At 71.5% G+C, this 18,055-nt stretch carries 16 protein-coding genes; 7 read left to right on the forward strand and 9 right to left on the reverse strand.

Annotated elements, in window-relative coordinates; all coding sequences use genetic code 11:
* Positions 1-161: 161 nt before the first annotated feature.
* The 4 genes from DQ392_RS34125 to DQ392_RS24235 all read right to left on the reverse strand — a co-directional run bounded on the left by DQ392_RS34125 (position 162) and on the right by DQ392_RS24235 (position 2,685).
* Positions 162-758, reverse strand: coding sequence for a hypothetical protein (locus tag DQ392_RS34125; protein ID WP_147266565.1), 597 nt, complete (start codon positions 756-758; stop codon positions 162-164).
* Positions 742-1,890 carry a DUF6286 domain-containing Asp23/Gls24 family envelope stress response protein gene (locus DQ392_RS24225; protein WP_114017826.1) on the reverse strand — a complete coding sequence of 383 codons (1,149 nt, stop codon included), beginning with the start codon at positions 1,888-1,890 and terminating at the stop codon, positions 742-744. Before DQ392_RS24225 ends, DQ392_RS34125 begins: the two co-directional genes overlap by 17 nt.
* Positions 1,887-2,099, reverse strand: a complete 213-nt coding sequence (locus tag DQ392_RS24230; RefSeq protein ID WP_425470595.1) for a hypothetical protein — start codon at positions 2,097-2,099, stop codon at positions 1,887-1,889. The genes DQ392_RS24225 and DQ392_RS24230 overlap by 4 nt, the downstream gene beginning before the upstream one ends.
* A gap of 91 nt (positions 2,100-2,190) precedes the next feature.
* Positions 2,191-2,685 (reverse strand): Asp23/Gls24 family envelope stress response protein, encoded by a 495-nt coding sequence (locus DQ392_RS24235; RefSeq protein WP_114017827.1) that lies wholly within the window; start codon positions 2,683-2,685, stop codon positions 2,191-2,193.
* Between the two features lie 173 nt (positions 2,686-2,858).
* Here DQ392_RS24235 and DQ392_RS24240 point away from each other — a divergent pair, with 173 nt between their 5' ends.
* The 5 genes from DQ392_RS24240 to DQ392_RS24260 all read left to right on the forward strand — a co-directional run bounded on the left by DQ392_RS24240 (position 2,859) and on the right by DQ392_RS24260 (position 5,878).
* Positions 2,859-3,443, forward strand: a complete 585-nt coding sequence (locus DQ392_RS24240) for an RNA polymerase sigma factor (RefSeq protein WP_181856570.1) — start codon at positions 2,859-2,861, stop codon at positions 3,441-3,443.
* Between the two features lie 128 nt (positions 3,444-3,571).
* A complete protein-coding gene (locus DQ392_RS24245) occupies positions 3,572-4,282 on the forward strand; it encodes an Asp23/Gls24 family envelope stress response protein (RefSeq protein ID WP_181856571.1) in 711 nt (236 codons plus the stop codon).
* Positions 4,272-4,607: an Asp23/Gls24 family envelope stress response protein gene (locus DQ392_RS24250; RefSeq protein ID WP_114017828.1), complete on the forward strand. Its 336-nt coding sequence runs from the start codon at positions 4,272-4,274 to the stop codon at positions 4,605-4,607. Before DQ392_RS24245 ends, DQ392_RS24250 begins: the two co-directional genes overlap by 11 nt.
* A 209-nt stretch (positions 4,608-4,816) precedes the next feature.
* Positions 4,817-5,245 (forward strand): ATP-binding protein, encoded by a 429-nt coding sequence (locus tag DQ392_RS24255; RefSeq protein WP_114017829.1) that lies wholly within the window; start codon positions 4,817-4,819, stop codon positions 5,243-5,245.
* Between the two features lie 117 nt (positions 5,246-5,362).
* Positions 5,363-5,878 carry a VOC family protein gene (locus tag DQ392_RS24260; RefSeq protein WP_114017830.1) on the forward strand — a complete coding sequence of 172 codons (516 nt, stop codon included), beginning with the start codon at positions 5,363-5,365 and terminating at the stop codon, positions 5,876-5,878.
* 808 nt (positions 5,879-6,686) lie between these two features.
* Here DQ392_RS24260 and nrfD read toward each other — a convergent pair.
* From nrfD to ku, 4 genes are all read right to left on the reverse strand, one after another.
* Complete coding sequence (gene nrfD, locus DQ392_RS24265) at positions 6,687-7,709, reverse strand: NrfD/PsrC family molybdoenzyme membrane anchor subunit (protein WP_114017831.1); 1,023 nt, start codon at positions 7,707-7,709, stop codon at positions 6,687-6,689.
* The gene (locus DQ392_RS24270) at positions 7,706-8,617 is read right to left on the reverse strand and encodes a 4Fe-4S dicluster domain-containing protein (RefSeq protein ID WP_114018017.1); all 912 of its coding nucleotides are present in this window, start codon (positions 8,615-8,617) and stop codon (positions 7,706-7,708) included. The genes nrfD and DQ392_RS24270 overlap by 4 nt, the downstream gene beginning before the upstream one ends.
* Positions 8,618-8,901: 284 nt before the next feature.
* On the reverse strand, positions 8,902-12,165 hold the full coding sequence (gene fdh, locus DQ392_RS24275; protein ID WP_114017832.1) for a formate dehydrogenase: 3,264 nt from the start codon (positions 12,163-12,165) through the stop codon (positions 8,902-8,904).
* Between the two features lie 51 nt (positions 12,166-12,216).
* Positions 12,217-13,338, reverse strand: coding sequence for a non-homologous end joining protein Ku (gene ku, locus DQ392_RS24280; RefSeq protein ID WP_114017833.1), 1,122 nt, complete (start codon positions 13,336-13,338; stop codon positions 12,217-12,219).
* Positions 13,339-13,705: 367 nt separating this feature from the next.
* Between ku and DQ392_RS24285 the strand changes: the two genes are divergently transcribed.
* On the forward strand, positions 13,706-14,785 hold the full coding sequence (locus DQ392_RS24285; protein WP_114017834.1) for a polyprenyl synthetase family protein: 1,080 nt from the start codon (positions 13,706-13,708) through the stop codon (positions 14,783-14,785).
* A 152-nt stretch (positions 14,786-14,937) separates the two neighbouring features.
* Positions 14,938-16,371, forward strand: coding sequence for a CapA family protein (locus DQ392_RS24290; protein WP_245981873.1), 1,434 nt, complete (start codon positions 14,938-14,940; stop codon positions 16,369-16,371).
* A 124-nt stretch (positions 16,372-16,495) separates the two neighbouring features.
* Here DQ392_RS24290 and DQ392_RS24295 read toward each other — a convergent pair whose 3' ends face one another.
* Entirely contained in the window at positions 16,496-17,959 is a 1,464-nt protein-coding gene (locus tag DQ392_RS24295; protein ID WP_245981876.1) for an APC family permease, read from the reverse strand.
* Between the last annotated feature and the right edge of the window lie 96 nt (positions 17,960-18,055).

Genomic DNA, 18,055 nt, shown 5'->3' on the forward strand with positions numbered 1-18,055 from the left:
AGGTCTGCCGGTCGGTCGGCCTTCCGTGCGGCACTCTGTGGGCGCTTGCCGATCGGCTGCTGAGGGATGCTGTCGGCGCTGTTCGGTGGTCGGGGTCCGCTGGTGAGTTCGCCGCCGAGGCCGGCCGTCGGATGCCGCGCCGTTCGGTGCGGCTGAGCTCGCTAGGCAGCACGCTGGGAACTGTGTGAACGTACGCTTACCCGGACGTCCGCTCTGACCGGCCGGGGGGCCGCCGTGGAGCGTGCCTGGGCGAGCGGTTCGTCGAACAGTTGGCTGAGTACGGTCTCGGGTCGAGCACCGGGCTCCAGCCGGAGATGGATGTGCGCCCGCACGTCCCGCGCCCTCGCCCGCACCCGCACATGGGCGCCCGCAACCGAAGGCAAGGCGCGCACCTCACGCGTCAGGGCATCCGCCAGGGCATGCGTGCGCACAGAGACCTCCGGGTGGGAAAGCGGAAGCACTCGCAATCCACCTCGTCTGGTCTGGGCCAGAAGCCATAGCAAGAGCACCACGAGCAGCAACGCCGTGCCGGCGATGACCACAGGCGTCCACCATTCGCGCCCTCGCAGCTCGTTAAGCCCCGGCCGATCCAGCAGTACGGAGCCCGGTTCGGCAGCGGGCCACCATGACGGCAGGTGGTGGCCCACCCGGTCGGCAACCCAGGACGACGTGCTCAGCAGCCACAGGCCACCGGCGAGCAGCGCGGCGCCGGTCAGAAGCAGCAGTGTCCTGTTGGCGGCTTTACGTGGACTGCTCATGCCCCGTGTCCTCCTTCCCGTCGTCTCCTTCGCCGTCGGCGCTCCGGGCCGGGTTGGTCTCCGTGTCGGAGCCGGCCGCCACGTGCAGTGTTGTGGTGGTCGTCATGCCCGGGTCTTCACTCGGCGGAGTTTCCTCATCCGTGAGGTCTGGACCTGGGGAGGCTGGAGCGGAGCTGCTGCCTGGTGCGCGGGGTGTCCCGTCCGGGGTGGGGATCTCCCCGGGCGGGCGCCAGTGGGGCTCGGGTCGGACGGTGACCCGGAGCCGTGGGGTGCGGGCCAGACCACAGCCGCGCAGAGCCTCGGCGGCCGCGCCCCGCACCGCCTCCCGCGCGGCGTCCCGCACGCCGAAGCTCACTGCCGCGTGGACCCGGACCCGGCGGCGCCCGCACCGAACCGCGACGCGGGCGACGCCTTCCACCGCGAAGACAGCGTCTCGCACGAGGGTCGCCACGGAGGGACGCTCCAGCGTGACGCGTGCCCCCTGGCCGGGAGGGGAGACCGGCAGGAGTCGCCGCAGCCCAGGGGTGAGAGCCAGCCATGCCAGCCACAAGCCGGCCACGGCGGCCACCGCGCCGCCAACGGCGACGGACGCGTCCCCGGGGCCGTGGCTGGAGAGCCACTCGACAACATTCCTGCGCCAGGGGGACGGGGGGCGGTCGGACGTGTGTACGGACACCACGTCGGCGAGCAGCACGGCGCACGCCAGCAGCCCCAGCAGAATGAGCAGAGCCATGGGCACTCTCCGCTGCGACCACGGTCGCCGCGCCCGGCGCTGCGGCGCGGTGGGCGGTTCTGCGGGCGCGTCGGCCGGCCGACGCGTCAGCCTGTCGGCCGCCGACTGGCTCGCCAGGCTGCCCACCCGGACCTGGGCCTTGGTCACTGTCAGCCCGGTCAACCGCGCGGTGCGGTGCGTCAGATGCTGCTGCACCCGGGTGCCGGTCTCTTCCAGCGCCGTCGGATAGGGCAGTGTGACGTCGACGGCGACGTGGGTGCGCTGCCCCTGCACGGAGGCCGACGTGTCCGTGACCTCGACCTGGCCCTTGGGTAGTGCTTCGGTGGCGGCCCGTTGGGCGATCCGTCGCACCGCGCGGTCGGCGACGGTGGTGGAGCCGCGTCGGCCGGGCTCGATCACCGGCGCCTCCGATCGGGGCCGCGCAGGAACTCCCGCCAGTCGAGGCCGTCGTCCACCATCCGGCCGACCGTGAACCCGATCGCTCCGAGCGCGGCCACCAGCAGGAACGCCCCGAAGCCGCCGAACCACGCGGCGAACGCCAAGGCCATGCCGACCACCAGGCCGATCAACGCTCCGTTCACCTTGTCTCCCCTCAACTCGTCCGTCATCGCCCCACGCGTCCTGCCGACGGCCTCCAGGCCGGGCCACGCCGACCATGGGACCGTGCCGGCCGCCGCGATCGGCAGGAGGCTCTTCGGGTCACTCGACGCGGGTGTCCGAGCCGGTGTCTTCCTCGTCGGGCAGGTGGATGTCGTTGACCGCGACGTTGACCTCGACGACCTCCAGGCCGGTGATGCGCTCCACCGCCGAGATCACGTTCTCCCGCACGTCGCGGGCGACGTCCATGATCGGGACGCCGTACTCCAGAACCAGGTCGAGATCGATCGCGGTCTGCCGCTCACCGACCTCCACCTTGACGCCGCGCCCCACGTTGGGACGGCCGCCGGGCACCCGGTCGCGGACTGCGCCGATGGTGCGGGAGAGGCCGCCACCCATGTCCCAGACGCCGGGGATCTCCCGGGCGGCCATCCCCGAGATCTTGACGACCACGACATCCGCGATCGACGTCTTGCCGCGGGTGGGCGCCGGCTCCGAGGAACCAGGGGCGCCACCGCTCACCGTCGTGGAGCCGGGCGTCCTGGCCTGGTTCAGCTTGCTCTCCGCCGGGGTGAGGGTCTTCTGCGGCGTGGTCATCGTTGCCTCCTCGATGAGTCGGGATCGTGCGTGTCTACTGCTTCCGACACACCCGGCGCCGATCCGTTACGCAGATGGAGGAAGAAGAATTTTTGAAAACCGCCGCCGTGAGCGCGTAACGCGATCGGGAGTCGGCGTGTCCAACCCGCAGAGGCGAGTGAAAGGAGCCGCCGTTGCCGGGGGATGAGAAGACGAGGCCGCCAGTGGACGCGGAGGGCGCGTTGCGCGACGCGCTGCTGGCCGTGCGGGCGGGGCAGGGTGATGAGGAAGCCTTCGAGGCCCTCGTACGCCGCTACGCGCCCGCGCTGTTGCGGCTGGCGACACGGCTGCTCGGCAACCGAGCGGAGGCTGAGGACGCGGTGCAGGAATCATTGGTGAGCGCGTGGCGGAAGCTGCCGGAGTTCCGGCAACAGGCCAGCTTCCAGACGTGGATATACCGCATCGTGAGCAACCGCTGTCTCAATGTGCTGCGCAGTCGCAGGCCCCTCACCGGCCTGGACAGCATTCCCGAGCCCGCCGCGCCCGACCACCTGGTCTCGCCGGAGCGGTCGGCCGAGTCGCAGGCGGCGGCCAAGGCGCTGTTCGAGGCCCTGGCGCGGCTCTCACCCGAGCAGCGCGTGTGCTGGGTGCTCAGGGAGATGGACGGGCTGACCCACGAGGAGATCGCGGAGACGGTCGGTATCCGTCCCGAGGCGGTTCGGGGGCGGGTTTTCCGCGCGCGGCGCTGTCTGACGGAGGCGATGGGCGCATGGCGATAAACGACGAGACCCGTCCGGCGTACGGGACGGACGGAATCCAGGACGAGCTCCTCCCGCAGGAGGGGGGCGCTCCGGCAGGAGCGATCAGTCCGGCAGAAGTTCCCACCAGGGGCGAAGAGGATGCCGCTATGGAGGAGACCGAGGACGAGGGGGTTGATGAGCGGCTGCCGTGCGGCCGGCTGCTCTCGGAGGTGTGGGAAGCGGAGGACCAGGGGACGGGCGACCCGCATCTGTACGAGTGCCCGCACTGTTCCGCAGCGCGTGCGGAGCTCGGTCTGCTCGGTGACACGGTGCGGGACGTGCTCGCCTCGGAGCCGGACGACAGAGACGGGCAGGGGTGGGACACCACGGCGCTGACCGCGCGGGTCATGGACGTGGTGCGGCTGGAGCTGCGCCCCGGGCGCCCCCTCCCGCTGGGGGAGACCTCCGAGGACCTGTGGATCATGGAGGCGGCCGCGGCGAAGACGGTGCGGGCTGCGGCCGAGTCCTTGGCAGGGGTACACGCGGGAGCCTGCCGCATCGGCCCGCCACCGGAGCAGTTCGTCCCCGCCCGGCCGACGGAGGAGCGGCGCCGCCCGACCCACGTGGAGCTGGAGGTGGCCGTCTCCGATCTCGCTCCGTTGTGGGAGGTGGCCGACGGGGTGCGTGAGCGGGTGCGCATGGCGGTGGACCACGAGCTGGGGATGGATGTCGCCGCCATCGACATCCGGATCACCGACATCTACGCCGACGAGGACGACGACGAGGAGATAGGCATGCCGGGCCGGCCGGGTCACGGGAGGAGTGGGTCGGGGCGGGCCCCGGCCGGTGGCTGGGAGGTGACTCTCGATGACCGGTGACGAACGGGAGCAGCGCGTCGCGGCCGCGGCGGCAGCCGCTCTCCAGGTGCAGGGTGTCGCTTTTCTGAAACCTGGCCTGGCAGGCAGGCTGCGGGCCTCCGCCTCGGCTCTCGCCAGAACGGGGAGGGGCCCGGACCGTCGCCGGACCGACCCGGCGGCGGGTGTCCGGGTGCGCCAGGGCACGCCGTGGACGGCGGAGGTGCACATTGTGCTGCAACGTGGTCACCGGGCGTTGGACGTCACGCGGGCGGTGCGGTCCGCGGTGGCGGATTCCTTCGGCGAAACCCCGGTGCGTGTCACCGTCACGGTCTCCGGAATGGTCTGACCTCTCTCAGCCCCGCAGGGGCCGATGCATGAAGACGGAGGCGCCGGGTAACTGACCCTGCATCCGTTCGAGCGTTCACGCGGGGCACCGTTCGACGGGCGGCGTGGTAGCACGCTTTGCGTACTACCACGCCGAGGAGAGGAAAGACCCCCACATTCGCGGGGACCGGCCGTTTCCACGGTGAGCGTCCGCGAAGACGGGAGACAGACATGGATCAGGCAACAGCCCTTCAGGACGAGGAGGAGCGAAATCTTCCGGCGGCCATGGCACAGACCGCTTATGTGAGCAGCAGTTTCGAGGCCCGTCAGCTCACCCGGGATTTCCTCACCACTCTCGTTCCGCGGCCCTCGCAGGAGACCACGGAGACATTCCTGCTGGTGGTATCCGAGCTGGTGACCAACGCACTACGGTACGGGAACGGAGTCACGGACTTCCAATTGGGAGCCACGTGCGACACCCTCACGATCGACGTGGGGGATTCCAATTCCGCGCTCCCGAGGGAGCGAACCCCGGGGAGCCTTGAGGGCGGGGAAAACGGAGGGTTCGGTTGGCCCATCATCCGCCACCTGGCCCACGACATCACCATTCGGCTGCGTCGTAACAATGGGAAGATCATTCACGCGGGTATTCCGATGTGAGGAGACGCTGAGAGCCTGCGGGGATCGCCCGGGGGTGGCGGCACTGGCCACCGTGATGTCCTGCGAAGCCGGATGCGGCTCGGCGAAGCGGCTACGCGGGTGAGGGTGGTACGGGAAATGCATGGTGTACGGGGAATCGACCACGTCGGAGTGACCGTTCCCGATATCGAGGCCGCAACGGAATTCTTCGTTCGGGCGCTCGGGGCCGAGAAGCTGTATGACACGCTGCCGCGGGAGGAAGGGCCCAAGGGAGGCGAGGAGACCGTGCGGCGTCTGGGGGTACCACCAGGCACCGAGCAGGTGGCCATGCGGATGCTGCGGCTGCCGCGCGGTCCGGGTCTGGAGTTGTTCGAGTTCCGGGGTCCCCGCCGGCGGGGAGCGGTGGTTCCGAGTGATCTGGGCTGGCAGCATCTGGCCTGCTACGTCGAGGATCTGCCCGCCGCATGTGAGGCCGTGCGCGGGGCGGGCGGGACCGTGCTGGGCGAGCCTCGTCCGTTGCCGGGCCCGGAGGCCGGTCCGCGCAACCGGTTCCTCTACTGCCGCACTCCGTGGGGGAGCACTCTGGAACTGCTGACCTACCCCGATCCCATGCCTTACGAGGACACCACCGAGTTGCGTCGCTGGCGTCCGTAGAGCTCTCGCGTGGCGGCGCGCGGCTGGGCTCGTGGGGGCACACGCGCTCTCGCGGCGTCGTCATCGATCGCTGGCGTCCCCTTCTACGAATCGGACCGGAGCGTGCCGACGCTCGGCACGGCGGGAGGGAAAACTTGAGGCCGACCCGGGCAGGCTGCGCGTCGGCCTCCGCCTTGACTTCGGCCTGACTTGGCCAGTCGCGTTTTCCGGTCGCGGGCCGGTCAGAGCGGGCGTCTCGTGGTTGTCGGCCGGGCCCGAGTTGGCTTCTGCGGGTTGTGGGCTCGGTCCGGATATGCGGCTCGTGGTCGTGCGGCCGGCTTCGAGTTGGGTTTCTGCGGGTTGCGGGTTGCGGGTTGCGGGTTGCGGGTTGCGGGTTGCGGGTTGCGGGTTGCCGGGTGCGGGTCGCGGGCTCGGATCGGGTACGCGGTTCGTGGTCGTGCGGCTGGTTCGAGCTGGGCTGTGTGGGGTGTGGGCCCGGAACGGACAGGCGACTCGCGGCCGTGCGGCCAGTACGGGCAGGAATCTCCCGGTCGTCGCCCGGTTCGAGCCGGGCTCTGCCGGGAGTCGGCCGGAGCCGGGCACGCGGCTTCTGGTCGTCAGCCTGTACGGGACGGGCGATTCCCGGCTCGGTCCAGGCGCACCAACGCTCGGCCTGTTGGCCTGTTGGCCTGTCGGCCTGTCGGCCTGTCGGCCTGTGCCGGCCAGGGGCCAGGGGTTAGGCAGCCGACCAGTCGGACAGTCGGGTGCCGGTCGGCCCGGTCGGCCCGGTCGGCTGGTCGACCGGGCCGTGGCCGGTTGGTGATCCGGGTCAGGTGGGTTCGGTGGGGGGTGCGTGGTTGTGGTCCGTCGACGGGGTGGCCATGGTGGCCTGGGCGGCCTCGCGGGCGCGGAGTCGTTCCCGCTGCGGTACCACGGTGTATTTCGGATCGGCCAGTGCCGCGCGGCCTGCGTGGAAGACTCCCAGGCGGGTGCAGACCGATCCGGCGAGCAGGGCCGCCCCGCTCATCGCCGCCAGGCCGCGGTTGCGGCCGCCCGCCGCGGCGCCGGCCAGTGCCCCGGCCGCGGTGAGCACCTTCGCGGAGCGCATCAGCCGTCCCGCGAGCCCCTTGCGGTAGGTCTCGGCGACGATGCCCAGCCGGGACTCCAGCCGGTGGGTCGCGGCGGCCTCCAGCCCGGCGCCGAAGAGGGCGGCGTGCCGGGCGGGTCGGTTCTCCCGCAGGGGCGCGGTCAGTAGCGCTGTGCCGGCCGCGGCGGCGGTGGCCGACCCGGCGAAGACGAAGGGCAGTTCGCGGTAGCCGTCGTGCCAGGCGGGCGCCGCCGTGTCGGAGGCCAGTACGGCCGTGTAGGTGGCGACGGCGGGCCCGAGCAGTGCCGCGCCCGCGGTGGCGGCGTGCCCGGCGCGTGGCAGGACGCCTGTCAGGTCCGAGACGGCGGCGGCGCCGGCCAGCGGGCCGTAGGCGGCCAGCAGCCAGGAGCCGACGCTCATGGGGGAGGTCGGTTTGAGGACGCGCAGCATGTTGGCGAATCTGGCGGGTTTGCCGAGGTCGTGGATGAGGGCCGCGGCGGAGCCCGCGATGGCCACCGTGGAGGTGATCTTCATGGAGCGCGCCATCACGGGCCGCTGTGTCGCCGTGGCTCCGGCGGCCAGCAGCGAGCCGGCTCCGGCGAGTCCGCCGAGGAAGAAGTAGCCGCCGATGTTGAGGGGTTTCCACTCGGGGGTGTTGAGGATGGGTTTGCCGTAGTAGGAGGTGAACTCCGCGTCGGGGACGACCGTTTGTTCGCCTCGGCGCTTGCGGCGCCGCTTGCCGCCGTTGAGCGGGGCCGTCGTCATGGCCGCCTCCTTGTGAACGAGCCGCGCGTGGTCTTCGGTTTGCCGCTTGTCGCGAAGGCGGCGGCGAGTCCGCCCAGCAGGGTGAGTGCGGCTGCGCCTGCCTGCTTCCACATGGCGGGCAGGTCACGGGTGGTGACCACCGGATCGGGGGGCAGGCCGTAGACCTCGGGTTCGTCGAGCAGCAGGAAGAACGCGCCGTCGCCACCCACTCCGTCGTCCGGGTCGTGGCCGTAGAGCCGTGCGTCGGGTACGCCCGCGCGGTGCAGTTCCTCGACCCGGTCCGCTGCTCGTTCGCGCAGCTCGTCCAGCGGGCCGTACTGGATCGACTCGGTGGGGCACGCCTTGGCGCAGGCGGGCGTCTGGCCTTCGCCGAGCCGGTCGTAACACAGAGTGCACTTGAAGGCGCGGCCGTCGTCGGGGCGCTGCTCGATGACGCCATAGGGGCAGGCGGGTACGCAGTAGCCGCAGCCGTTGCAGATGTCCTCCTGCACCACCACCGTGCCGAATTCGGTGCGGAAGAGGGAGCCGGTCGGGCAGACGTCGAGGCAGGCGGCGTGGGTGCAGTGCTTGCACACGTCGGAGGACATCAACCAGCGCAGCTCGGAGGAGCCGGAGCCCTGGGCCGCCAGCGCGAAGACGTCGGCGTCGTCCTGTGGCCCTTCGCCTTGGGGGCTTTGAGCGCCGTCCCCTTGGTGCTGGTGCTGGCCGGGGTGCTCCTTGGGCACGACCGGCTTGCTCTGTTCGATGAAGGCGACGTGTCGCCAGGTGGAGGCGCCGAGCCCCTGGGTGTTGTCGTAGCTCATCCCGGTCAGCTCCATGCCGTCTTCCGGGATGGCGTTCCACTCCTTGCAGGCCACCTCGCACGCCTTGCAGCCGATGCACACGGAGGTGTCGGTGAAGAAGCCCATGCGCTCGACGGTGGCCGTCACCTCACGCGTCCCCGTACCGCCGGCAGCAGCGGTCCCTGTGCCGTCGGCCGCGGCCACCCCCGTGCCTCCGCCGCCGCTGGTGCCCCAGCTGCCCCCGGAGCCGCCATGGCCGCCGCCCCCGGCGGCCTCCACGCCACCCGCGGCGGCGCCCACGCCGCCCCCGGCCGCTTCCGCGCCGCCCCCAGCGGGCCCCGCGCCACCCCCAACAGCCCCCACGCCATCGCGACCACCGGCGCGACCGTCGCGGCCACCGTCGCCGTCCGTCATCCCCGTACCTCCGTCCCAGTGTGCTCGGTGATGCCTGCTCGTTCGCGGTAGTCCGCGAGGAGGGTCAAAAGTTCGGGGCCGCGTGGGCGGCGGCCCGGCCTGATGTCGGCGGTGAGGGCCTTTACTTCCTGGATGTGGACGTTCGGGTCCAGCGCGATGGAGGTGAGTTCGTTGGCGGCGTCGCCGCGTGTGTAGCCGTTGCGTCCCCAGTGGTAGGGGAGTCCGATCTGGTGTACGGCGTGGCCGCCCACCCGCAGGGGGCGCATCCGTTCGGTGACCAGGACGCGTGCTTCCACGGCGCCGCGGGCGGTGACCACGGTGGCCCATCCCGTGTGTTCGAGGCCGCGCTCGGCGGCGAGTTGGGGGGAGACCTCGCAGAAGAACTCGGGCTGGAGTTCCGACAGGTACGGCGACCATCGGCTCATCCCGCCCGCGGTGAAGTGTTCGGTCAGCCGGTAGGTCGTCACCACGTAGGGGAAGACGCCGGTGCCCGCCTCGTGGCCGCTGGGATGGTACGCGTTGGCTGGGTGGGAGTGGGTCTCGCGGACCGGGCTGCGCTGCTGGTCGGGGTGGAGCGGGTTGTGGACGGGGGAGTCCTGCGGTTCGTAGTGGGTGGGCAGTGGGCCGTCCATCAGACCGGCCGGCGCGTAGAGCCATCCCTTTCCGTCGCCCTGCATGATGAACGGGTCGATGCCCGAGAGCGCGTCGGGGCCGGTGGCGTCCGGGGCGGGCCGGTGGGAGGGCGGGCGGTCGGCGGGGAAGTCGGGAACGTCGTGACCGCTCCAGGCGGATCGCTCCGCGTCCCACCACACCAGGGCCTTGCCCGGGCTCCAGGGGGCGCCTTCGGGGTCGGCGGAGGCGCGGTTGTAGAGGATGCGCCGGTTGGACGGCCAGGACCAGGCCCACTCGGCGGCGATCCAGTCCTGTTGGGTGTGGGGCTTCTTGCGGGCGGCCTGGTTGACGCCGTCCTTGTAGACGCCGCAGTAGATCCAGCAGCCGCACGAGGTCGAGCCGTCGTCGCGCAGTTCCTGGTAGCGGGACAGCGGACTGCCGTCGGCGTGGCGGCCGTTGATCTCGGCGAGCACCGCGTCGGCGACGGGTTCCTCCAGCGGTCCGTCGACCGGGTAGTCCCAGGTCAGGTCGAGTACCGGCCGGTCGATCGGGTCGGTGGAGCCGCGCAGCTTCTCGCGGATGCGCCGGCCCAGGTGGTACATGAACCACAGGTCGCTGCGGGCTTCGCCGTCCGGTTCCTTGGCCGGGTAGTGCCATTGGAGCATCCGGTTGGTGTTGGTGAAGGAGCCGGCCTTCTCGGTGTGCGAGGCGGCGGGGAAGAAGAAGACCTCGGTGGCGTTCTCCTCCGTTTTCAGCTCGCCGGTCTCCGTCTCCGGGCCGTCCTTCCACCAGGTGGCCGACTCGATGAGGGAGAAGTCGCGCACGACGAGCCAGTCGAGGTTGGCCATGCCCATCCGCTGCATCTTCGCGTTCGCGGAGCCGACCGCCGGGTTCTCGCCCATCAGGAAGTAGCCCTTGCACCGTCCGGCGAGCTGTTCGAGGACCGTGTCGTAGGTGCTGTGCGAGCCGGTCAGCCTGGGCAGATGGTCGAAGCAGTAGTCGTTCTCGGCGGTCGCGGCCTCGCCCCAGTAGGCCTTGAGCAGGCTGACGACGTAGTTGCGCATGTCGCCCCAGTAGCCCTTGTCGGTGCGCATGGCTCCGGTGAAGGTGTCCAGGTCCTCGGCCTTGTGCGCGTGGGGCATCGGGATGTAGCCGGGCAGCAGGTTGAAGAGGGTGGGGATGTCGCTGGAGCCCTGGATGCTGGCGTGTCCGCGCAGTGCCTGGATGCCGCCGCCGGGCCGGCCGATGTTGCCGAGCAGGAGCTGGAGCACGCAGGCGGCCCGGATGTACTGGGCTCCGACGGTGTGCTGTGTCCAGCCGACGGCGTAGGCGAACGCGGAGGTGCGGTCGGGTCCGGAGTTGTCCACGAGGGCGCGGCACACGCCCAGGAACGTCTCGGGCGGGATGCCGCAGGTCTCTTCGACCATCTCGGGCGTGTAGCGCGCGTAGTGGCGCTTGAGGATCTGGAAGACGCAGCGCGGGTGGCGCAGCGTTCGGTCGTGTGTGCGGTTCCCGGAGACGGGTGCGCCGCCGGAGCCGTGTGACTCGGAGCCGCCCGCGGCGGCCACCGAGCGGCCCTGGCGGGTGCGCTCCTCGTACAGCGCGTCGCGTTCCCCGGAGGCGGCCTGCACGACGTCGCCCTCGTACTGCCAGCTGGCGGTGTCGTAGTGTCCGGTCTCCTGGTTGAGCCCGGAGAAGACGCCGTCCAGGTCCTCGGTGTCGCGGAAGTCCTCGCCGACGAGGGTGGAGGCGTTGGTGTAGTCGAGCACGTACTCGCGGAAGTCCGCCTCGTGGGACAGCACGTAGTTGATGATGCCGCCGAGGAAGGCGATGTCGGTGCCGGCCCGGATCGGCACGTGCAGATCGGCCAGGGCACTCGTCCGGGTGAAGCGCGGGTCGACGTGGATGATCGTGGCGCCGCGTGCCTTGGCCTCCATCACCCACTGGAATCCGACCGGGTGCGCCTCGGCGAAGTTGGAGCCCTCGATGACGATGCAGTCGGCGTGCTGGAGGTCCTGGAGGAAGGTGGTGGCGCCGCCCCGCCCGAACGAGGTGCCGAGCCCGGCGACGGTGGAGCTGTGGCAGACCCGCGCCTGGTTCTCGATCTGCACCACGCCGAGGGCCGTGAGCAGCTTCTTGATGAGGTAGTTCTCCTCGTTGTCCAGCGCCGCGCCGCCCAGCGCCGCAAGGCCCATGGTGCGGTTGACGCGGACGCCGTCGCGTTCGTGCTCCCAGCCCTGGCGGCGCGTGCGGATGACCCGGTCGGCCACCATGTCCATGGCCGTCTCCAAGTCGAGCCGCTCCCAGTCGGTGCCGTGGGGCCGCCGGTAGAGCACTTCGTGGCGGCGGGCGTCGCCCGTGGTCAGCTGGAGTGTGGCCGCGCCCTTGGGGCAGAGCCTGCCCCTGCTGACGGGGGAGTCGGGGTCCCCCTCGATCTGGACGACCTGCTCGTTCTTGACGTACACGTCCTGGCCGCAGCCGACGGCGCAGTAGGGACAGATCGACTTGACGACACGGTCGGCGGAGTGGGTGCGCGGCCGCAGGGAGCGGGTGTACGCGGAGGAGGCGGCCGCGCCTCTTCCCGTCGGATCGCCGCCCATGGCCTGCCGGTACACGGGCCAGTCCTTGATCCAGGTTCGTACGCCCATCCCACGTCCTCCCAGCGGGTCGGCCTCATGCAGGGGCTCGGATGTACGGGCTCAGGCGGCCTTGCCGGAGCTGCCGCTGCCGGCAAGTGCTTCGAGTGCTTCGAGCAGTTGTTCGCGGGTCATTTTCGAACGGCCCTTCACTCCCTGGTCGCCGGCGCGCCGGTAGAGCTCGTCCTTGCCCAGGTCCCGGAGCGGCGAAGTGTTCTTCGAGGCACCTGTCCGGCCCTTCGGGGCCCCCGTTCGGCTCTTCGAGGTGCCTGCCCGGCTCTTCCAGGCACCTGTCCCGCTCCTGGACGTGCTCTGCCGCCTCTTCGCAGGATGCGTGCGGTCTCTGGCGGTGGATTTCTGGCGGCCGCCTCCGGTCTTCCGGCCCCCGTCGCCGCCCTTCTTCCCGGAGCGGGCCCGTTCGATACTGCGGTTGAGGGCCTCGCTGAGGTCCACCACGTTGGTGGCCTCCGGGGGGCCCTCCTCGGGGGTGAGTTCCTCACCTTCGGCCTTGGCCTGGACCAGCGCACGCACCCGGGCCTCGTAGCGGTCGCTGTAGTCCTCTGGGTGGAAGGTGGTGCTCATGCTGTCGATGAGCTGCCGCGCGGTCTTCAGCTCCTTGCTGTCCGAGCGCTGACGTCCTGGCAGTTCGGACAGCTCCTCCTCGGGATCGCGGACCTCGTCCGCCCAGTGCAGGGTGTGCAGCGCCAGGACGTTCTCGCCGGCGCGGAGGGCGACCAGGTACTCCTTGCCGTGCATGACGAAGGTGGCGATGCCCGTCTTCGCGGAGGACTCCAGAGCGGCACGGAGCAGTTCGTAGGGCTTGCGGTACTTCTCGTCGCCGGGCGAGAGGTAGTAGGAGCGCACGTAGTAGACCGGATCGACCTCGTCCGCCTCCACGAAGCCGCTCACGTCGATGACCTGGGACTTGCCGGGGGCGATCTCCTCCAGCTCCTCCCGCTCGACGGTGACGTACTGGCCGTCGGCGATCTCGTATCCCTTGACGATGTCGTCGTAGCCGACGCTCTTTCCGGTGCGTTCGTTCACCCGCTTGTTGCGCACCCGGTCGTTGGTGCCGCGCTGCAACTGGTGGAAATGGGTGGTGTGGTCCTCGGTGGCGGCGTACATCCGCACCGGGACCGTCACCAGCCCGAAGGTGATCACTCCGCTCCAGACCGGGCGTGCCATCGCTTCTCCTGCTCCTGAGTGGTCCCGGGCCGCGGGGGACCTCGGGCCCGGGACGAGCGCGCTCCCACTGTCGCCCGAGGTGCGCGCCACCGCATCCCGGGCCGTGCGTTCGTGTGCCCGGGTTTCACGCCCCCGGCGCCTCACACCCCCCACTTCGCACGCACCGCTCCGCCGAGCCGCGCCCCTGCGCCCCGCGTGCTTCGTACGGAATCGGTGCGGCGGGAGTCGCGGGTCCCTCGGTGGGGAAAGCCGATTACTGAGAGCACACCATTCCCGCACGCTTCGCATCCGCCCGGGTGATCCGGATGTCCGGCACGGCCCGGGTGATCCGGATGTCCGGCACGGAGAGATCAGGAGGCGCTCCGGTATGACGACTGAGGAACTCTCCGACACGCACGGTCTGCCCGCCGCCCCGTCCCTGCTGTCCACCGCACACGAGCGGATCGAGCCGCTGCTGCGGGAGGCCGTCGGCGCTCTCCAGCCCGAGCTGCGACGCGTCTGCGGCTACCACTTCGGCTGGAGCCAGCCGGACGGCAGCCCCACCTACGGCGTCACCCCCGAGCCCCCGCTGCGCGCGGCCCTGACGCTGTGCGCGGCGGGCGCGAGCGAGACCGGGCGGGACGGTTCCGCCACGGACCCCACGGCTGCGGCGCTGCCCGGAGCCGCGGCCGTCGAACTGGTGCACAACTGGGCGTCCCTGCACGACGACGTGATGGACGGTGAGGCGCTCCGGCACGGGCGCTCCGCGGTGTGGGCCGTCTACGGCACCGGCTGGGCCGTCCTGGCAGGGGACGCGCTCCTGGGCGCGGCCACCCGCCGCGTGCTGCCCACGGGCGCGGACCCCGAGGCGGAGGGCGCCGTGCTGCGTCTGCTGACCCGCACCACGTCGCGGCTGGTCTCCGGCCGGTCGGCCGAACTCGCGCTGCGGCGCCGCGCGCCCGAGGGCATCAGCGTGGAGGAGTACGCGGTGGTGGCCGGTGCGCGGCGCAGTTCGCTGCTGGAGTGCGCGCTGGCCGGCGGCGCGCTGCTGGCGGGGGCGGACGAGCGGGTGGTCGAGGCGCTGACGCGTGCAGGACACCACCTGGGCGTGGCGGCGCAGGTGGCCCGCGACATCGAGGACCTGTGGTCGGGGACGGCGTTGAGCGGGCGTCCCGTCATGAGCGGGCTGCGGGAGGGCGGGCCCAGCCTTCCGCTGATCGCGGCACTGCGCGCGGGCAACCCCGCGGCGCGGACGCTCGCCCAGTCGCTGGGCGGCGGTCCCGCCTGTCCGCCGCCGCCGGACGAGCTGGCCGCTCTCATCGACCACGCGGGAGGGCGCGCCGCCGCCGACGAGATATCGGCCTGGCAGCTGACCGAAGCGCTCACCCAGTTGGACAAGGCCGCGCTGCCGCCCGCCACCCACGCCGCGCTCACGGCGCTGTTCCGTCACACGGTCGCCCGGGGCTGAGGGGGCCCTTCCGGAGCGTCGTTACGGAGCCCGGGTGCTCCCTGTGGGCCGGTCGGGGGACAGGCGCTGTGTCGCTCCCGGGGAGCGAGGGCGAGTCGTCGTCCAGTGCGTTTATCGCACTTGTATGACTGGCTCGCCCCGCAGGAGCATCCATGCGCACACACGTTCCCCCCGGCCGCGGTCGCCGCTCGGGCCGCCGTCCCGGCCGCCGCCGCGCACCGCGCGACGCCCGCCTGGCCTCGCCGATCCGCCTCTCTTCTCCGATCCGGCCCTTCCTCCCCACGGACCTCGTCGCCCGTGCCCGCCTCTTCCGGCGCGTGCGCCTCCTCCCGCGCATCCATCCCGTGGGGCGCGTCCGTCCCACTCGCGGTCGCCTCCGCGCACGCGGTCTCCTCGCGGCTGTCGCCGTCACCGCACTGCTCGGCGGCGTCGCCGGATGCGGAACGGCCGCGGACGGCGTGCGCAGCGGCTCCGCGGGGACCGGGGCGCGCGCGGAGCGCGGGGAGGGACAGCAGTCCGTGCACGAGCGGGGGCAGGGCGACGCGCAGGGCTTCTCCCTGGTGGCCACCGGCGATCTGCTCGTCCACGACTCGATCATCCGGCAGGCGCGCGCGGACGCGGGCGGCCCGGGCTACGACTTCGGCCGCATGATCGACGCGGCGAAGCCGATGGTGCGGAAGGCCGACCTGGCAATCTGCCACATGGAGACCGTCTACGGGCCCGACGGCGGACCGTTCTCCGGATACCCGCTCTTCAAGACCCCGCCGCAGCTGGCGCGCTCCGTCAAGAACGTGGGCTACGACTCGTGTTCGACGGGTTCCAACCACACGCTGGACGACAGCAGCGACGGCGTGCACCGCACCCTGGAGGCCATGGACTCCGCGGGGCTCCAGCACGTGGGCTCCGCCCGCTCTGCCCGCGAACGCGGGCGGCCCGCCGTGCTGCGGGCGGGCGGCGCCAAGGTCGCACAGCTGGCGTACACCTACGGCACCAACGGCATCTCCGTGCCCGAGAACAAACCCTGGCTCGTCAACCTGATCGAGCCCCAGCGCATCATCCGGGACGCCCGGGCCGCACGGCGGGCGGGCGCCGACGTGGTCGTCGTCAGCATGCACTGGGGTACCGAGTGGCAGCAAAAGCCCGACCAGCTCCAGCGGTCCATGGCCAAGACGCTGACCGCCTCCCGCTCCCACGGCCGCCGGGACGTCGACCTGATCCTCGGCACGCACGCACACGTGCCGCAGGCGTACGAGAAGGTCAACGGCACCTGGGTTGTCTACGGCATGGGCGACCAGATCGCGGGCAAGATGAACGACCCCCGCGGCTCCATGGGCACCGCGGCGCGTTTCCACTTCGTCCCGCCCGGCCGCACCTCCGACCGGGGGCACAAGGGCGCCTGGACGATCGACAAGGCGTCCTTCACCCCCTTCCTGATGCGGTCCTCGCCCCGGTACACGCTCGTCAACCTCGCGTCCGGCAGCAGCAGGTCGGCCGGCGACCCCGCACAGGACAAGGCCTACGAGACCATCCGCGAGGCCGTCTTCAGCCGGGGCGCCAAGAAGGACGGCCTGCGCATGGTGCCGTGACGAGCCGGCCCGGTCCGGCGTGGTCCGGCCCCGCCCCCACTACGCCGGACCGGGGCCGGATACCGCTTCGGGACGCCGTGCCTACGCCGGCCCTGAGCGTCCCGGGCCCGCCGGAGGGGGCGGGTCAGACGTTCTGAAGGGACTCGTCGTGGCCGGCGCTCGGAGGGTTGTGGGAACACTGAGGGCTGCCTCCGGTGGCGTCACCGGAACCCGCACCGGCGTGCTCCTCCTCGGGGACGGAGATGACCCAGTGCGTGGCCCGGCGCGGCCGCAGGTAGCAGGCCCAGTAGAGGGCGGCGGCGGCGACGATGCCTCCGGTGACGGCGAGGCTCTCGGCGCTCTGCTGGTACAGCACCCAGATCAGTGCGGCCATCAGGAGCGCGGGGAGGACGGGCCACAGCGGCATCCGCCAGGCGGCCCGGTGTTTGAACGCCTCCCGCCGGGCGGCCAGCGCACCGAGGGCGACGAAGACGTACAGGCCGGCCACCGCCACGCCGGTGACCTCGTTGAGCACGTCGAGGTTGACGAAGCACAGGACGGCTCCGGGGACGCCGACGACGAGGGTGGCCACCCAGGGCGAGGCGAAGCGCGTGCCCAGCCGGGAGAGGGCGCGGTTGACCGGGCCGGGCCAGGCGGCGTCGCGGGCGGAGGCGAAGACGACGCGCGAGTTCTGGATCACCATGACGATCGCGGCGTTGATGATGGCCAGCGCGATGCACAGGCTGATGAACGTGCCGACGGCGGAGTTGCTCCACTGCTGGACCATGCCCGCGATGTCGCCGCCCGCGAGGGCGTGCAGGTCGGGGGCGCCGAGGGTGAGGGCGACGACGGGGACGATGACGATGGCGAAGCCGATGCTCAGCGTCCACAGCACGGTGCGGGAGACGGTGCGGCGCGGGTTCTCCATCTCCTCCGCCAGGTACACGGCGGTGGTGAAGCCCTGGAGGATGAACAGCGCGGTGGCCAGCCCCGTGACGATCAGTCCGGCCGTGACCGGGCTGGTGTGACCCTGTCCGGAGTCCATGACGGGGTGGAGGAGGACGGAGGCGGGGCGCTGGGCGTGGGTGAAGCCGAGGAAGGCGACGATGGCGGCGCCCACGACCTCCAGGGCCAGGAAGACGCCGGTGATCCAGGCGTTGGCCCGCAGGTCGAGCAGGCCCATGGCGGTGGACAGCAGCATCACGGCGGCGGCCGCGACGCGCGGGTCGAGCTGCACGAGAGGGGCGAGGTAGTCCGCGGTGCCCAGGGCGATGATGGGCGGCACGATCATGACGACGATCAGTGAGAGAACGAAGACCAGCCAGCCCGCCAGCCTGCCCATCAGGGTGCCGACCATGGCGTACTCACCGCCGGACGACGGGACGAGGGTGCCGAGTTCGGAGTAGGTGAAGGCGACGCCGACGCACAGCAGGGCGGCGATGGCGAGGGTGAGGGCCGTTCCCGTGCCGAGCGTGCCGAAGGAGTCCGGCACGATCACGAAGAGCGACGAGGCCGGAGTCAGACAGGACAGGGTGAGCAGGGTGCCGCCCACGACGCCGATGGAGCGCGTGAGCCGGGGCCGGCTGGTGTCTTCGTGGGTGTCGGTCATGCGGTTCCGTTCGTACTGCGTACGGGATACGGCGCGTACTGGGCGGGGAGCGGTGTCGCCTCCGGCGCGGCACCGCGGGCGCGGTGCGGGATGTGC

This window comes from Streptomyces reniochalinae, assembly GCF_003323735.1.
Taxonomy (GTDB): Bacteria; Actinomycetota; Actinomycetes; order Streptomycetales; family Streptomycetaceae; genus Streptomyces; species Streptomyces reniochalinae.

Excerpts from the sequence above, each read along its gene's own strand:
- DQ392_RS34125 (WP_147266565.1), bottom strand. The coding sequence starts at position 758 with ATGAGCAGTCCACGTAAAGCCGCCAACAGGACACTGCTGCTTCTGACC.
- DQ392_RS24230 (WP_425470595.1), bottom strand. The coding sequence starts at position 2,099 with ATGACGGACGAGTTGAGGGGAGACAAGGTGAACGGAGCGTTGATCGGC.
- DQ392_RS24235 (WP_114017827.1), bottom strand. The coding sequence starts at position 2,685 with ATGACCACGCCGCAGAAGACCCTCACCCCGGCGGAGAGCAAGCTGAAC.
- DQ392_RS24245 (WP_181856571.1), top strand. The coding sequence starts at position 3,572 with ATGGAGGAGACCGAGGACGAGGGGGTTGATGAGCGGCTGCCGTGCGGC.
- DQ392_RS24250 (WP_114017828.1), top strand. The coding sequence starts at position 4,272 with ATGACCGGTGACGAACGGGAGCAGCGCGTCGCGGCCGCGGCGGCAGCC.
- DQ392_RS24255 (WP_114017829.1), top strand. The coding sequence starts at position 4,817 with ATGGATCAGGCAACAGCCCTTCAGGACGAGGAGGAGCGAAATCTTCCG.
- DQ392_RS24260 (WP_114017830.1), top strand. The coding sequence starts at position 5,363 with ATGCATGGTGTACGGGGAATCGACCACGTCGGAGTGACCGTTCCCGAT.
- nrfD (WP_114017831.1), bottom strand. The coding sequence starts at position 7,709 with ATGACGACGGCCCCGCTCAACGGCGGCAAGCGGCGCCGCAAGCGCCGA.
- DQ392_RS24270 (WP_114018017.1), bottom strand. The coding sequence starts at position 8,617 with ATGGGCTTCTTCACCGACACCTCCGTGTGCATCGGCTGCAAGGCGTGC.
- fdh (WP_114017832.1), bottom strand. The coding sequence starts at position 12,165 with ATGGGCGTACGAACCTGGATCAAGGACTGGCCCGTGTACCGGCAGGCC.
- ku (WP_114017833.1), bottom strand. The coding sequence starts at position 13,338 with ATGGCACGCCCGGTCTGGAGCGGAGTGATCACCTTCGGGCTGGTGACG.
- DQ392_RS24285 (WP_114017834.1), top strand. The coding sequence starts at position 13,706 with ATGACGACTGAGGAACTCTCCGACACGCACGGTCTGCCCGCCGCCCCG.
- DQ392_RS24290 (WP_245981873.1), top strand. The coding sequence starts at position 14,938 with ATGCGCACACACGTTCCCCCCGGCCGCGGTCGCCGCTCGGGCCGCCGT.
- DQ392_RS24295 (WP_245981876.1), bottom strand. The coding sequence starts at position 17,959 with ATGACCGACACCCACGAAGACACCAGCCGGCCCCGGCTCACGCGCTCC.